At 40.0% G+C, this 13812-nt stretch carries 13 protein-coding genes; 4 read left to right on the forward strand and 9 right to left on the reverse strand.

The genetic code is table 11. The annotated features are described in order from the left end of the window. Positions 1-23: 23 nt before the first annotated feature. From DQN24_RS06040 to DQN24_RS06055, 4 genes are read right to left on the reverse strand one after another with little or no spacing between them, the layout of a single operon-like run. Positions 24-3188 (reverse strand): type I restriction endonuclease subunit R, encoded by a 3165-nt coding sequence (locus tag DQN24_RS06040; protein ID WP_111695536.1) that lies wholly within the window; start codon positions 3186-3188, stop codon positions 24-26. 1 nt (position 3189) lies between these two features. Next, positions 3190-4227: an SIR2 family protein gene (locus DQN24_RS06045; protein ID WP_041175345.1), complete on the reverse strand. Its 1038-nt coding sequence runs from the start codon at positions 4225-4227 to the stop codon at positions 3190-3192. After that, positions 4220-5614 carry a restriction endonuclease subunit S gene (locus tag DQN24_RS06050; protein WP_021035288.1) on the reverse strand — a complete coding sequence of 465 codons (1395 nt, stop codon included), beginning with the start codon at positions 5612-5614 and terminating at the stop codon, positions 4220-4222. The genes DQN24_RS06045 and DQN24_RS06050 overlap by 8 nt, the downstream gene beginning before the upstream one ends. Further along, positions 5607-7268, reverse strand: coding sequence for a type I restriction-modification system subunit M (locus DQN24_RS06055; protein WP_111695537.1), 1662 nt, complete (start codon positions 7266-7268; stop codon positions 5607-5609). Before DQN24_RS06055 ends, DQN24_RS06050 begins: the two co-directional genes overlap by 8 nt. Here DQN24_RS06055 and DQN24_RS09240 point away from each other — a divergent pair. The 4 genes from DQN24_RS09240 to tyrA all read left to right on the forward strand — a co-directional run bounded on the left by DQN24_RS09240 (position 7202) and on the right by tyrA (position 9992). Next, complete coding sequence (locus DQN24_RS09240) at positions 7202-7402, forward strand: hypothetical protein (protein WP_145983614.1); 201 nt, start codon at positions 7202-7204, stop codon at positions 7400-7402. The two genes, DQN24_RS06055 and DQN24_RS09240, sit on opposite strands and share 67 nt — an antisense overlap. A gap of 70 nt (positions 7403-7472) precedes the next feature. Beyond that, on the forward strand, positions 7473-7859 hold the full coding sequence (gene rbfA, locus DQN24_RS06060; RefSeq protein ID WP_005628626.1) for a 30S ribosome-binding factor RbfA: 387 nt from the start codon (positions 7473-7475) through the stop codon (positions 7857-7859). Next, complete coding sequence (gene truB, locus DQN24_RS06065; RefSeq protein WP_021035286.1) at positions 7859-8779, forward strand: tRNA pseudouridine(55) synthase TruB; 921 nt, start codon at positions 7859-7861, stop codon at positions 8777-8779. The genes rbfA and truB overlap by 1 nt, the downstream gene beginning before the upstream one ends. An 88-nt stretch (positions 8780-8867) precedes the next feature. After that, positions 8868-9992 carry a bifunctional chorismate mutase/prephenate dehydrogenase gene (gene tyrA, locus DQN24_RS06070; RefSeq protein WP_172453978.1) on the forward strand — a complete coding sequence of 375 codons (1125 nt, stop codon included), beginning with the start codon at positions 8868-8870 and terminating at the stop codon, positions 9990-9992. A 31-nt stretch (positions 9993-10023) separates the two neighbouring features. On the opposite strand, the gene queF is transcribed toward tyrA, so the two are convergent. Genes queF through DQN24_RS06095 form a run of 5 tightly spaced genes read right to left on the reverse strand, consistent with a single transcriptional unit; the run spans position 10024 to position 13754 of the window. Then, positions 10024-10863, reverse strand: a complete 840-nt coding sequence (queF, locus tag DQN24_RS06075) for an NADPH-dependent 7-cyano-7-deazaguanine reductase QueF (RefSeq protein WP_111695539.1) — start codon at positions 10861-10863, stop codon at positions 10024-10026. Positions 10864-10917: 54 nt separating this feature from the next. Beyond that, positions 10918-11703 (reverse strand): Zn-ribbon-containing protein, encoded by a 786-nt coding sequence (locus tag DQN24_RS06080; protein ID WP_111695540.1) that lies wholly within the window; start codon positions 11701-11703, stop codon positions 10918-10920. Beyond that, positions 11694-12074 carry a SufE family protein gene (locus tag DQN24_RS06085; RefSeq protein ID WP_111695541.1) on the reverse strand — a complete coding sequence of 127 codons (381 nt, stop codon included), beginning with the start codon at positions 12072-12074 and terminating at the stop codon, positions 11694-11696. The genes DQN24_RS06080 and DQN24_RS06085 overlap by 10 nt, the downstream gene beginning before the upstream one ends. Beyond that, positions 12071-13270, reverse strand: coding sequence for a cysteine desulfurase (locus DQN24_RS06090; protein ID WP_111695542.1), 1200 nt, complete (start codon positions 13268-13270; stop codon positions 12071-12073). Before DQN24_RS06090 ends, DQN24_RS06085 begins: the two co-directional genes overlap by 4 nt. Continuing rightward, positions 13260-13754 carry a thermonuclease family protein gene (locus DQN24_RS06095; RefSeq protein WP_020910060.1) on the reverse strand — a complete coding sequence of 165 codons (495 nt, stop codon included), beginning with the start codon at positions 13752-13754 and terminating at the stop codon, positions 13260-13262. The genes DQN24_RS06090 and DQN24_RS06095 overlap by 11 nt, the downstream gene beginning before the upstream one ends. Positions 13755-13812: the final 58 nt, after the last annotated feature.

Consider the following 13812-nt stretch of genomic DNA (forward strand, 5'->3'; position numbering starts at 1 on the left):
TAAAAACAATATCTTATATAATTTCACATGCTTAAATCCCCCGCAATCTCTTCCGCTTGTTTAATCACATAAGTTACCGCTTCTTCCTGTTTATTGGGTGGATATTTATATTTTTGTAAGGCACGTCGAACGAGTAATCGAATTCTTGCCCGCACTGCTTCTTTGTGTTGCCAATCAATACTGACTGAGCAGCGTAAAATATCGGTAATCTCTTTAGCGAGTTTAGAAAGCACTTCATCGTTCATCAATTCTTTGGCACTCTCGTTTTGAGAAAGGGCATCGTAAAACGCTAATTCTGCCGTGCTTAAACCGAGTTTTTCGCCCCGCGATAAGCGTTCGGAGAAATCCCGCCCCATCTGCACAAGTGCATCAAGAATTTCCACCACGCTCAAATTGTGATTGTGATATTGCGTGAGGGCTTCTTGCAAACGTTGCTCAAAATCTTTTTGTTCGGTCAGATTTCTGCTGGCTTTGGCTTTAATTTCCTGCTTTAAATAACGCTCCATCGCTAACACCCACAGGCTTTTGGTCTCGCTGTTTTTGATCGCTTGCAAAAATTCGTCGGAAAGCAAATTAATCTGCGTTTGTTCTTTGCCCAACAAATCAAATAAATCAATGGTACCTTCAGATACAATACTTTGATTGATTAAGGCTTTAAGCTGAATTAAGCGTTCAGTTATCCCTTTTCCATTTTGTTCACGTTTGGCAAGCACAGCACGTACAGCATCATAAAAAGCCACTTCTTGACTATATGGTTCGATTTCAGGTAATGCCCCGCATAAAGCGTAACCTTTTTTCAAGCTTCCTGCCGTTTTCAAAAAGGCTTTTTTACGTGGCTCAATATCGTCCGCATTGTGCCAATGTTGATCGTATGCTTTGCCTTCGTTTGGTAATTGATCCAGCGTAGCAATATGGTTTGCTGCTGTCGCTATAGCTTTTAGCAACAATGCAGGTTCTTGTTCAGAAATTACCATCTGAACATCAAATGCTTCGCCTTCAATTGGTGTCGCAAACAAAGTTCGGATAAATTCAAGCTGTTCTTTCATTTTAAAGAACACGTTTTGCACATCTTCCGCTAATTGACCTTTGCCAGTAGAGTTGGTGTATTGCTGTGTGGCTGCTCGTAATTCTTCTGCTAAACCAACATAATCCACGATAAGTCCACCGTTTTCGCGACTTTTGTTAGCGAATACACGGTTTACTCGTGCGATGGCTTGCATTAGGTTATGTCCCTTCATTGGCTTATCAAGATACATAGTGTTACAGCACGGTGCATCAAAGCCTGTCAGCCACATATCACGCACAATTACTACTTTCAGCGGATCGGTAGGATCTTTAAAACGGCGTTCTAACGTTTGCTTTTCCAGCTTACTGTAAATATGTTTTTGCATTTCAGGCGTATCGCTTGCTGAACCCGTCATCACAATTTTAATTGCCCCCTCATTGATATTATCCGAATGCCATTCAGGGTGCAGAGCGATGATCTGATTATACAAATCCACGCAAATTTGACGGCTGGAAACAACAATCATCGCCTTGCCGTCTTGTTGCTGATTGCGTTTTGCAAAATGTTGCACAAAATCGACCGCTAAATCGTGCAATCGTGCTTCTGAGCCGAGTAATTTTTCTCGCAAGCGTAATTTCGGGTTTTCTTCGCCTTCCAGTAGCTCATCAATTTCTGCAAATAATTCATCGTGATTAGCATTCTCCGCTAGCTTGATTTGGCGAGCTTCGTAAATAATCGGCACGGTTGCACCATCTTCCACCGCATCTTGCAAATCGTAAATAGATACATACTGACCGAAAACATCTTGTGTATCGCGATCTTCAAGGCTAATTGGCGTACCCGTAAAACCAATAAACGAAGCATTAGGCAGTGCATCACGCAAATGGCGAGCATAACCTGCTTGGAATTTGCCGTTATGTAGTTTTTGGGTAAAACCGTATTGACTACGGTGTGCCTCATCGCTGATCACAATAATATTGCTGCGGTCATTTAAGACAGGGAAGCGGCTTTCTTCCTCATTCAAGGCGAATTTTTGAATGGTAGTAAAAAACACGCCTCCCACTTCATTTTGTGCGAGCAGTTGGCGTAGTTGTTCTCGGTCTTCTACTTGTTGCGGTGTTTGTTTGATTAACTCTTTGCCTGAAGAAAAGGTTTGGAAAAGCTGACCGTCCAAATCATTGCGATCGGTGACGACTAAAATCGTCGGGTTTTTCAATTCAGGTTGGGAGAGCAATTTGCCTGCATAAAACAGCATTGAAATGGATTTGCCCGAACCCTGCGTATGCCACATCACGCCAATGCGTTTATCGCCTTGCTCGCTTGTGGCAAAAATCGTGGATTCTACCGCTTCATTCACACCGTAATACTGATGATACGCTGCGATTTTCTTGATTAACGCTCCATTAGAACCGAGTTCAAACAGCACAAAATAACGTACATAATCCAGCAGTTTTTGCGGTGTCATCAAGCCGTTTAACAGATTTTGCAATTCATCGCCAAAATCCAACCGCTTACTTTTTGCCTTTTCGTCCACGACTTTCCAAGGTGTAAAGCGTTGGAAATCTGCCGACAGCGAGCCCAAACGGGCGGCAATGCCGTCTGAAATAATTAGGGTTTGGTTGTAAACAAACAGCTCGGCAATTTCATCTTTATAGGTTTCAAACTGATTAAACGCCTGCAACAAATCCGCCGATTCACGCAACGGATTTTTGAGCTCAAATACCACTAAGGGAAGACCATTTACAAAGCCGATAATATCAGGAATCCGCTTGCCCCCTTTACGGCTTCGGATTTCCAATTGATTGACGGCGACAAAACGGTTGTTTTCCCAATGCTCGAAATCTACCAAACGCGCCATCTCAATTTTCTGTTCGCCGTTTTGCGTATATTCCACTCGTACACCATCACGCAACAGTTTATAAAACGCCTGATTACGCACCACTAAGTTGCCAATATCGCTTTTTGTCGCCGATTTGACCACAGAATCCACCGCGCTTTCAGGCAGCTGCGGATTAAGTTTACGCACCGCCTCACGCAGTTGCTCAATAAAAACTACGCCGCTCAAATCGCCACGGGCAAACTCGCCTTCATGAACAAGCAAGTCTTTACCATAGCGATATTCCCAACCGAGGGATTGCAGACGTTGAAGGGTGAGTTGTTCGATGTCGTTTTCGTTGAGCATTTTATTGTTCTCCATCATTTAATAATTCCAGCAAGGCTTCAATGCTTTCATCATGATCGCCATCATACCAAATTGGAAAAATATTGGATTTTTGAAGTGCTTTTCTGCGAGCTGTTCGTTCTTCCTCGGATAAATTTTCACAAGATAAAAAAGCATAGTGTTTAGGTAGATTATCTTTGCCGCGTTCTTCGACAATTTCTGCCATACATTGCAATGTTCGATCTTTATCTAGACTACAACCTAAAAATAGCAAAGATTGAGAAAATAATGATTCCATTACACAGGTTTTGAGAATATTGTGTTCAGAATAATGTCTTTTATAATCATCTTGGGTGAGTACTCTTTTGTTTTTACTTATAAATGTTCCGTGTAACTTTAAAAGAATTCGATAGCCTTCTCCAAATAATTTTTTAAACTCTTCAGCATCAATACCAAATACTTCTTGATCAAAATGAATATCTTGATTTGCATATATTTTTTTAATCAAATCATCGTAATTTGTTGTAATTATGGTTTCTTTAAAAAATTCAGGTAGCCTACATATAATTCCTTGTAGTTCTCCAAGATTTGGAGATTTACCAAATTGATTTTCTAAATGTTCTTGTAGATGACCTTCATCTACATCAAATAATAATTGTGCAGCTTCTTCGTATTCTCCTTTATGAATATGTTCTTCAAAAATAGGGAAATCTGCTCCTGATTCTTTTTGTACTTCATAAAGAAAACCTTTCCATGATGGAAATCCTGAAGGCATAGAAAGTCCAGCTCCAATAAATGGGGTTAGTTTATTTCTTCTAAAGATTTCTTTTAGCTTATGGAATCGTTGTTTATTATCTGCAATTTCTAAAATCTGATTAGCAGTGTCAATTGCTTGTTGTTTACGTTGGTTTTTCCAGTCTTGAAAGGCTAACTCATAAGTTTCAGGTTCTAGCTTAGATAAAATTTGGTCTCGAAGAAAAACACTTCCTCTGATAACTATTTCTTCTCCTTCTGAATTTAATTCTTCAATGAAAAGGCGTTCTAAATAATTGTTATTCATAATTCTCCCCATCTAATAATCTAGGTAGCAATAGATCTCTAGAATTAGATAAGATCTCGTTCTGGTAGCTATTAAATATAGATTTATCTAGAATTTTCTTTAATAACTTTTCAAAAGCTAAATGTACATCATTATTCGCTAGCAATAGTGGATATTTTAAAATATCTCTAGTGCTAATATTGGGTTGAGCAGATCCTTGTGCAGTAAAGTCAACAAAGTTTTTGAATTCTTCTTGAATTACATTCATATATATAAAGCTATAAAATGTTTCAGATTCATTTATTCGTTTAGCCAGAAATTTAGCTACACGTTGATTCAACATAGCCTTTTTATTTGCTGGCATTCTTCCTACTTTTCCAACATAAGCACCTGTTAGTCCAATGACAATGTCTCCACCATTCAAAACAAAATTAGAACGTAAAGATAGGTTATCTTCTGAAACGAAACCATTTCCTTCTACTGTGAGAATTTTTGATTGTATAGAGCCAATTTTTATTACAGGAATTCCTGTATCAGTCCATTCTGAGCTTTTGAATGCATAACCGTTTTGCATTTCACAAATTTCTGAAAGTGTTGTTTGTTTCCACCCCTTCGGCACTTCAACCCCATCAACTTCCACCATCTCACACGGAAACGCTTTGGCGGTTTCGGCTAGTTCGGCGTAGCGTTCAGGCTGTGTTTGTGAAAGTGCGGTCAGTTCTTCGGGTGTTTTTCCGCTGATTGCCTGCATAGCGGCAAGTTCTGCTTGTTCAAGACTCATGCCGTCTGAAAGGGCTTGGACTTTGGCACGCACGGGATCGAAATCAACAAACCAACTTTTAAACAGGGATTGGGCGATTTGTTCCAAGGTTTGATTGATTTGGGTGTTGAGTTCAATTTTTTTATCTAAATCAGATAAAATTCTAGCAATTTCTTTTTGTTCAGAAAGTGGCGGTAAGTTAAATTGATATTTCAATAAATCGCCAATTTTCATATTTAATTGAACAGATGTACCACCTGATATTCCATCAATATAACCACTAAAATGTTTTGATTTGAAAACATAATAAATAAATTGAGGATCAACTTTTTCTATTTTTAAACGTATTCTTGCTAATCCATTATTAAAAACAGCAGGTAATTCTTTTTTTACTAGATAACAAATACCTGTCGAGCAAGTTCTTGCCATAATAATATCATTAGGAATCAGCTGAAATTTTTTAAAGTCAGAATCTTTAACTTCAGTATATCCCCATTTGTCAAATGGCTTATTTTGAGAAATATCTTGTATTCTCAAACAGCGTAAATTTGTTTCATGTTCAACAATCGGTGCTCTACGAATAGCATCTAATCCTGTATTAATACTTTCCGTTATATCTTCTAATGTTACTGTTTGCCAATCACTCATACCCCAATCCTCCTAAATTCTTCTTAATTTCCGCTTCTAATTCCGCACTTTTCGCAAATTGCTCCTTCAAAAGAGCGGTCAGATTTTGCATTTTTTCTGCAAATGGTACGCCGTCGTCTTCTTGTTCTGCGGTGCCGACGTAGCGTCCCGGTGTGAGGACGAAGTCGTTGTCTTTAATTTCTTCTAACGTAGTGGATTTGCAGAAAGCGGCTTGGTCTTCATAGCCGTCTGATTTTTGCCAAGCGTGGAGGGTATTGGCGATTTTGGCGATGTCGTCAGCGGTAAAATCGCGCAATACGCGGTCTTTCATATAGCCGATTTGGCGGGCATCGATAAACAATACTTCGCCTTTACGCTTTTTGTTGCGGTTTAGAAACCAAATGCAGGCGGGGATTTGGGTGTTGGTGAAGAGCTGACCAGGCAGGGCAACCATACATTCCACTAAGTCGGCATTGATGATGGCTTTGCGGATTTCGCCTTCGTTGTTGGTTTGGCTGCTCATGGAGCCGTTGGCAAGCAATAATGCCATTTTGCCGTTGGGCGAGAGGTGGTAAATCATGTGTTGCAGCCAAGCGAAGTTGGCATTGCCTTTGGGTGGCGTGCCGTATGCCCAACGTGGGTCGTCGGCAAGGGATTCGCTCCACCAATCGCTGATATTGAATGGCGGGTTTGCCATAATGAAATCCATCTTTTTGTCGATATGTTGCGGCTGCGTAAAGCTGTCGGCGTTGTGTTTGCCGAAGTCGTAATCAATGCCGCGAATCGCCATATTCATCGCCGCAAGTTTCCATGTGGTGGGGTTGAATTCTTGCCCGTAGATGGAAACGTTATTGATGTTGCCTTGATGGGCGGAGATAAAGCGTTCGGTTTGCACGAAAAAGCCGCCGCTGCCCATGGCTGGATCATACACTCGGCCGGAGTATGGTTCGAGCATTTCGACAATCAGGGAAACAATGGATTTCGGCGTGAAATATTGGCCGCCGCGCTTGCCTTCGGCTTGGGCAAAGCGACCAAGGAAGTATTCGTAAACGTGGCCAAGAATGTCTTTTGCACCTAAATGCACGGGCTCGCCGTTGTAAGTCGGACGGGTAAAATTAGTATCGGAGAAGAGGATAATCAGCCCGCGCAGGGTGTCTTCGTTTACCGCATAGCCACTGATGCGTTGGAGTACGCCTTTGAGTTTTTCGTTATCTTTTTCAATAGCATCAAAGGCATCATCAATGAGCTTTGCCACACCAGAAAACTTCCCACGCTCCTTTCCTATATTCCAAGGCAATTCTGCCCCAGTATTGAGAATAGAAACTTCTTGTAAGGCTTGCCAACGTGCAGAAGCTGGCACCCAAAATACGTTATCCGCGGTGTAATAATCACGGTTTTCTAGTTCAGCGGTTAAGGCTTCTTGATATTCTTCTTCAGTATCAAAAAAAGTGCGGTCAAGATAGAGTGGGTTTTCAGGTGTGGAGAGTTCCGCCTGAATTTTTTCCTGTTGATGGGTGAAATTATCAGAAATGTATTTTAAAAAGATAAGACCAAGAACGATATGTTTATAATTGGCGGCATCAAGTTGTTGACGGAGTTTATCCGCAGATGACCAAAGTTTTTCGTCTAATTCATTTAAAAATGCTTGTTGTAATGCATGATTTTCATCGACAATCTTGGTCGTCTCGTCTCGTCTCGTCTCGTCTCGCTTGCATAAATTATGCCCTCTGTAAAGTGATTTTTATCGGAAGTTTGAATATTCAAACAAATTATCAGGTGTCATTTTATCGAAAAACAGTATCAGGTTGAAAGGGATTTTTGCGTGCTAAATCCAATGATTTCCAGTAGAATGGGGCGATTTTATAAATAAGGAATAACTATGGCAAGAGAATTTAAACGTAGCGATCGCGTCGCTCAAGAAATACAAAAAGAAATAGCAGTCATTTTACAACGCGAAGTGAAAGATCCCCGTATTGGGATGGTGACGGTTTCTGATGTGGAAGTGTCGAGTGATTTATCTTACGCAAAAATCTTCGTGACTTTTTTATTCGATCACGATGAAACGGCAATTGAGCAAGGTATGAAAGGCTTAGAAAAAGCATCGCCTTATATTCGTTCGCTGCTAGGCAAAGCGATGCGTTTACGTATCGTGCCAGAGATTCGTTTTATTTACGATCAATCCTTAGTGGAAGGGATGCGTATGTCAAATCTTGTGACAAATGTTGTGCGTGAAGATGAGAAAAAACATGTTGAGGAAAGCAATTAATGTCTAGACCTCGTAAACGCTGGCGTGATGTTGATGGAGTGTTTTTGTTGGATAAACCACAAGGCATGTCATCAAATGACATTATGCAAAAGGTAAAGCGTTTATTTCAAGCGAACAAAGCTGGGCATACTGGCGCGCTCGATCCGTTGGCAACGGGGATGTTGCCGATTTGCTTGGGCGAAGCAACTAAGTTTTCACAATTTTTGCTTGATGCAGATAAGCGTTATCTTGTTACGGCAAAATTAGGCGAGCGTACCGATACTTCCGATGCGGAAGGGCAAGTGGTGGAAACGCGTGAAGTTCATGTTGAAACTCAGCAAATTTTGACCGCACTTGAACAATTTCGTGGCGATATTTTACAAGTGCCGACGATGTTTTCTGCACTAAAACATAACGGCAAGCCGCTTTATGAATACGCGCGCCAAGGTATTACGGTTGAGCGTGAGGCGCGTCCAATTACGATTTTTGAACTCAATTTTATTGACTATAATGCGCCTTATTTAACTTTAGAAGTGCATTGTTCAAAAGGCACTTATATTCGCACCTTAGTAGATGATTTGGGTGAAGTGCTAGGTTGTGGCGCACATGTGACAATGTTACGCCGTACAGCCGTAGCGGATTACCCCGTAGCAGAAATGATGCCAATCGATGAGTTACAATTGCTTGCTGAAAGTTTTCCGTTAAGTGAATTGGATCATCTATTACTGCCAACTGATACCGCTGTAAGTAAATTGCCCACTTTGCATTTGGATACAGAGCAGAGTAAAGCCATTGGTTTTGGTCAGCGAGTGAAATTTGCTAACGAACAGCAATTAAGCGGTCAAGTGCGGTTATTTTCAGCGGAGAATTTATTCTTAGGTGTAGCCTTAATTGATGGAAATATAATTCGCCCACAACGGTTAATCACACAATCCGCATAACTTAATTGCCTTTCTTATAAAATTCTAGTAATCTCCCTGTAATTAATTTTTTACAATATATGTAAGATAAACATTACAGGTGAGTTTTATGGAAGCCCTTAAGGATTTACGTTCTGAAATTGATTCGCTTGATCGCGAACTTATCCAACTTTTTGCTAAACGTCTTGAGTTGGTTTCTCAAGTCGGTAAAGTTAAACATCAACACGGATTACCTATTTATGCGCCAGAGCGTGAAATAGCAATGCTCCAAGCGCGTCGTTTAGAGGCTGAAAAAGCAGGCATTTCAGCAGATCTGATTGAAGATGTCCTACGCCGTTTTATGCGCGAATCTTATGCCAATGAAAACCAATTTGGCTTTAAAACCATCAATCCTGATATTCACAAAATTGTTATTGTGGGCGGTTATGGTAAATTAGGTGGCTTATTTGCCCGCTATTTACGTGCATCTGGCTATCCAATTTCTATTTTAGATCGTGAAGATTGGACGGTAGCTGAAAGTATTTTAACGAATGCTGATGTCGTGATCGTTTCCGTCCCCATTAATCTCACCTTAGAAACAATTGAACGCTTAAAACCTTATTTAACGGAAAACATGCTACTTGCAGATTTAACCTCTGTTAAGCGTGAACCGCTAGCGAAAATGCTTGAAATCCATACTGGTGCTGTTTTAGGTTTACATCCAATGTTTGGGCCAGATATTGCAAGTATGGCAAAACAAGTAGTTGTGCGTTGTGATGGACGTTTCCCTGAACGTTACGAATGGTTACTTGAGCAAATTCAAATTTGGGGTGCAAAAATTTATCAAACCAATGCCACAGAACACGATCACAATATGACTTATATACAAGCCTTGCGCCATTTTTCGACTTTTGCGAATGGTTTACACCTTTCCAAACAGCCCGTTAATCTTGCTAATTTATTGGCGCTTTCTTCTCCTATTTATCGCTTAGAACTTGCGATGATCGGTCGCTTATTTGCGCAAGATGCAGAGCTTTACGCAGATATTATTATGGATAAGCCAGAAAATTTAGCGGTAATTGAAACGCTAAAACAAACTTACGACGAAGCCTTAACTTTCTTTGAAAAGAATGATCGTCAAGGTTTTATTGATGCTTTCCACAAGGTGCGTGACTGGTTTGGCGATTATTCCGAACAATTTTTAAAAGAAAGCCGTCAGTTATTGCAGCAGGCAAATGATTTGAAACAAGGGTAGGGAAAGTGCGGTGAAATTTCACCGCAGTTTTTTACTGTCTCGCCAATCTTAAATTTTCAGGTAAATTCTCAAAATTAGAGCGGAATGGATTAATGTCTAATCCGCCACGACGGGTATAGCGTGCGTAAACGGTGAGTTTTTCTGGTTTTGCGTAGTGCATTAAATCGCAAAAAATACGTTCGACACATTGTTCGTGGAATTCATTGTGTTGGCGGAACGATACAACGTAACGCAATAATTTTTCGTGATCGATTTTTTTACCAACATAGTGAATATGCAAGGTGCCCCAGTCAGGCTGATTGGTGATGAGGCAGTTAGATTTCAATAAATGGCTGACTAATTTTTCTTCGACAATTTCATCTGATATGCAATCTTTCAGCCAATTAGCGTTAAATTCGTAGCTGGTAATTTCAATATCTTGTTCATCAATGCAATCGCCTTGTAAATGATCAATTTTTTGAGAATCATAAACTGCCATTGGATTTAACCGCACTTTTACATCGCCTTGCGCACATTCGCTTAAATCACGTTGCATAGTTTGTTGAACGGCGTTGAAGTCGGCAAATTTGCTTTGGTTAAAGCTATTTAAATAAAGTTTAAAACTTTTTGATTCAATCAAATTTTGGCTTTGATAATCCAGATAAATATCTGCGATAGCCACTTGCGGTAAGCCTTTTTCGTTGAGCCACGAGATTTCATAAGCCGTCCAAATATCGGCGCCGATAGTAAATGGTTGGTTTTGAGTAATGCTCAATCCATCACGATTTAACGCACGTGGCACAGGCTGTAATAAAGTGCGGTCATATTGAGAGGCGTATTCCGTTTTTTGACCGAGTTTTAAGGATTTTAAGCTGTTGTCTTGATAATTCATCTTTTCTCCGATTAGGTGTTCGACTTTTGCAAATTTCGACACTTTATAAATTAATTACAAAAAATTCCACGATAAATTCGAAACTAATCGACAGGTATCGCATTTAAAATGAAAGGTATCAAAAATCGCATTTTTTAACGCCCAATTTGCACCACAAGAAGGGCAGCAACGGGATTTTTCAGATTCTAAAGATTGCCCACCTACACGATATAAATAATAGTAAGTCGGTATGCCAGTTTCTTTTTCTATTTCTTGGGCTAAATAGCGCCCATGTTTTGAAAGTGTGCTTTGGTGCTCCGAAATTTCTGCCAAAGATTGTTGTTCTAATACCGCACCATTCATTTGTAGTTGATCGCAGGCTTGCCAATTTTCTTGCCATTTAATCAGATCTTGGCTTAAGTGCGGTTGATTTTTTAGTTGTTTATATAAAGGGATGGGTGCGAAATTTTCTCCACTATGAATCGGCGAGCAACTTTGTAAATGAGTTGTGTAAAGCACTTGCCAAGCTGGCGATGTATTTTCAGCCGTTTGATCTGAATTGAAATCATCGCCCACAAGTTGAAAACCATCAAAAATTACACCGCACTTTTCGGCTTCTTGTAATGCACGATTCACTTCTGTGTTATTATTTTGCGGGAAAAGACTATCTTGCTCAGGGCAAATGACACGCATAGCAAAACCTTGTGCGCCATCTTCTTCCGCTAAATATAAAGGAATTTCACGTCCGATAATTTGCCCGTTATACCGCCATTGATCGATCACTGCATTGAGTAAACGACTTTGTGATTCAATATTATTTTCGAGCGCAGTCAGGCGAAAATAAGTTTCGATTAAATACATAAATTTTTTAATTGCTGTCCGATTTGGTTTAAGCCGTTTAAACGCATTTCACTTAAACGTTGTGAAATGCCGAGTTCGCTAAAAAAGGCAATAATATCAAATGTATTCAATTCATCCGCTGTTTTACCATTGATTTTATTGAATAAAATCCAAAGCAAGCCATTCATAATTCTGGCTTCGCTAAATCCGCTGAATTGAAAAGTGCGGTCATTTTTAGGCATAATTTGAAACCACATTTGTGCTTCGCAGCCAGTAATAGGTTGCATTTGAGCGAGTTCATTATCGCTTGGGCGAGATAAATTTTTGCCTGCTTGAATAATCAGGCGATAGCGATCTTCCCAATTTTTAGCTTGTTTTAATTGTTCTATCATTGTAATAAATCCAGTGCTTTATCTAAGGCGGTAAAGAATGCCTCCACATCTTCCTGCGTATTATAAGGCGCAAAAGAAAGACGCAATGTGGTGCGTTCGCCTAAGCGTGCTAAATAAGGTTGGGCACAATGTTCGCCCACACGAAGCGCAATATTTTGTTCGCTCAAAAGTGTAGAAAGATCGGAACAGTCAATGCCGTCAAATATAAAGCAAACAACGGTGCTTGGTTGAGGGGAATCGAATAATCGGCAATTCTCGTAAGATTTTAACCGCACTTTGACGGATTCAGCCAAAGATATAGCGTGCTGTTCTGCTGCGGTAAAATCCCATTTTTGTAGCCAATCCAGCACCGCATTAAAGCCAATAACCCCAGCAATATTGGGTGTGCCAGCTTCTAAACGATAAGGCAATTCGGCAAAAGTAATACGCTCATTTGATACCCGATCAACCATTTTTCCACCGAAAAAGAGCGGTTGAAGTTGAGAAAGTGCGGTCAATTTTCCTGTTAAAACGCCAAGTCCATTTGGGCCATAAATTTTATGGGCAGAAAATGCGAGAAAGTCTGCATCTAAATCTTGTAAATCAATTTTGATATAACTAATCGCTTGTGCAGCATCTACTAAAACCAATGCATGACTATGTTTTCTAACCAGTTGAATCAGGCGTTTAATCGGCTGTTCTGTGCCCGTGACATTTGAAACAAAATTCAGCGCAACCAGTTTTGTTTTTTCAGAAAGAGCTGAAATCAGCGCATTTTCATCAATTAGCCAATTATCTAAAATCGGTAAAACTCGAATTTTTGCACCGCACTTTTTCGCCGTTTCATGCCAAGTGACAAAATTAGCGTGATGATCTGCTTGGCTAATCAGAATTTCATCTTCTGCATTTAATTGCGGCAGCAATCCATTTGCCACTAAGTTTATTGCGTGAGTTGTACCCGAAGTCCAAATAACAGTGCGTTTATCTTCTGCATGAACCCATTCTTTAACCTGTGTGCGAGCCTGTTCATATTGCACAGTTTGGGCAGCATCATATTGGCTGCGATGCACCGAACCTGCAGACGCATAAAATTCAGCGGTGCGATCAATTAACACTTGAGGTTTTAATGCGGTGGCGGCGTTATCTAAATAAATAACCGCATCTTCACGTTGGAAATAGGGAAATTCTTGACGGAACGTTTGATAATCAAAAGCCATATTGATTTTTCTCTTGTCTGCGCCATTGACTTGGTTCAATCGGATTATTGTCTGCCCAAAGACCAATTCCTTTGGCTTGTGCATTTTCTTGTGCTTGAAGATAAATCGGATCATGGGAATATTGCTTATAAGCCCATGCCATACCCTGTTTAACCATTTCTAAATTAATATTTTTATCTTGATAATAAACAATCGCCAAGGTTCGTTGATAGCGATCTTTTCCTTTTAGTGAAAGACGTACGTTTTTTTGATAAACCAGATCAGACAAGGTTTTTTTCGATTTTTGCCCAAAGGCTTGAGATTTTTCTGGCGCATCAATTTCGGCTAAACGAACTTTAATGGATTTATTGCCTTTAGTGAGGCAAGTGAGCGTATCGCCATCACTAATTTTAACCACACGACACGTATTTTTTTCGCGAGAACAAGCAGAAAGTACGGTAAAAATAAGTAATAAACTCGCCAATAGTATTTTTCGATTTATCATTTTGCAAAGTTTTTGATCTAAGTCTGGTTATTTTACCGAAAAAATGGCTCAAGTTAGC

This window comes from Haemophilus influenzae (assembly GCF_900475755.1).
GTDB classification, from domain to species: Bacteria; Pseudomonadota; Gammaproteobacteria; order Enterobacterales; family Pasteurellaceae; genus Haemophilus; species Haemophilus influenzae_D.

What these genes read in the sequence shown, in the direction of transcription:
- DQN24_RS06040 (WP_111695536.1), bottom strand. Translation starts at nt 3,188, where the DNA reads ATGCTCAACGAAAACGACATCGAACAACTCACCCTTCAACGTCTGCAA.
- DQN24_RS06045 (WP_041175345.1), bottom strand. Translation starts at nt 4,227, where the DNA reads ATGAATAACAATTATTTAGAACGCCTTTTCATTGAAGAATTAAATTCA.
- DQN24_RS06050 (WP_021035288.1), bottom strand. Translation starts at nt 5,614, where the DNA reads ATGAGTGATTGGCAAACAGTAACATTAGAAGATATAACGGAAAGTATT.
- DQN24_RS09240 (WP_145983614.1), top strand. Translation starts at nt 7,202, where the DNA reads ATGACCAAAGTTTTTCGTCTAATTCATTTAAAAATGCTTGTTGTAATG.
- rbfA (WP_005628626.1), top strand. Translation starts at nt 7,473, where the DNA reads ATGGCAAGAGAATTTAAACGTAGCGATCGCGTCGCTCAAGAAATACAA.
- truB (WP_021035286.1), top strand. Translation starts at nt 7,859, where the DNA reads ATGTCTAGACCTCGTAAACGCTGGCGTGATGTTGATGGAGTGTTTTTG.
- tyrA (WP_172453978.1), top strand. Translation starts at nt 8,868, where the DNA reads ATGGAAGCCCTTAAGGATTTACGTTCTGAAATTGATTCGCTTGATCGC.
- queF (WP_111695539.1), bottom strand. Translation starts at nt 10,863, where the DNA reads ATGAATTATCAAGACAACAGCTTAAAATCCTTAAAACTCGGTCAAAAA.
- DQN24_RS06080 (WP_111695540.1), bottom strand. Translation starts at nt 11,703, where the DNA reads ATGTATTTAATCGAAACTTATTTTCGCCTGACTGCGCTCGAAAATAAT.
- DQN24_RS06085 (WP_111695541.1), bottom strand. Translation starts at nt 12,074, where the DNA reads ATGATAGAACAATTAAAACAAGCTAAAAATTGGGAAGATCGCTATCGC.
- DQN24_RS06090 (WP_111695542.1), bottom strand. Translation starts at nt 13,270, where the DNA reads ATGGCTTTTGATTATCAAACGTTCCGTCAAGAATTTCCCTATTTCCAA.
- DQN24_RS06095 (WP_020910060.1), bottom strand. Translation starts at nt 13,754, where the DNA reads ATGATAAATCGAAAAATACTATTGGCGAGTTTATTACTTATTTTTACC.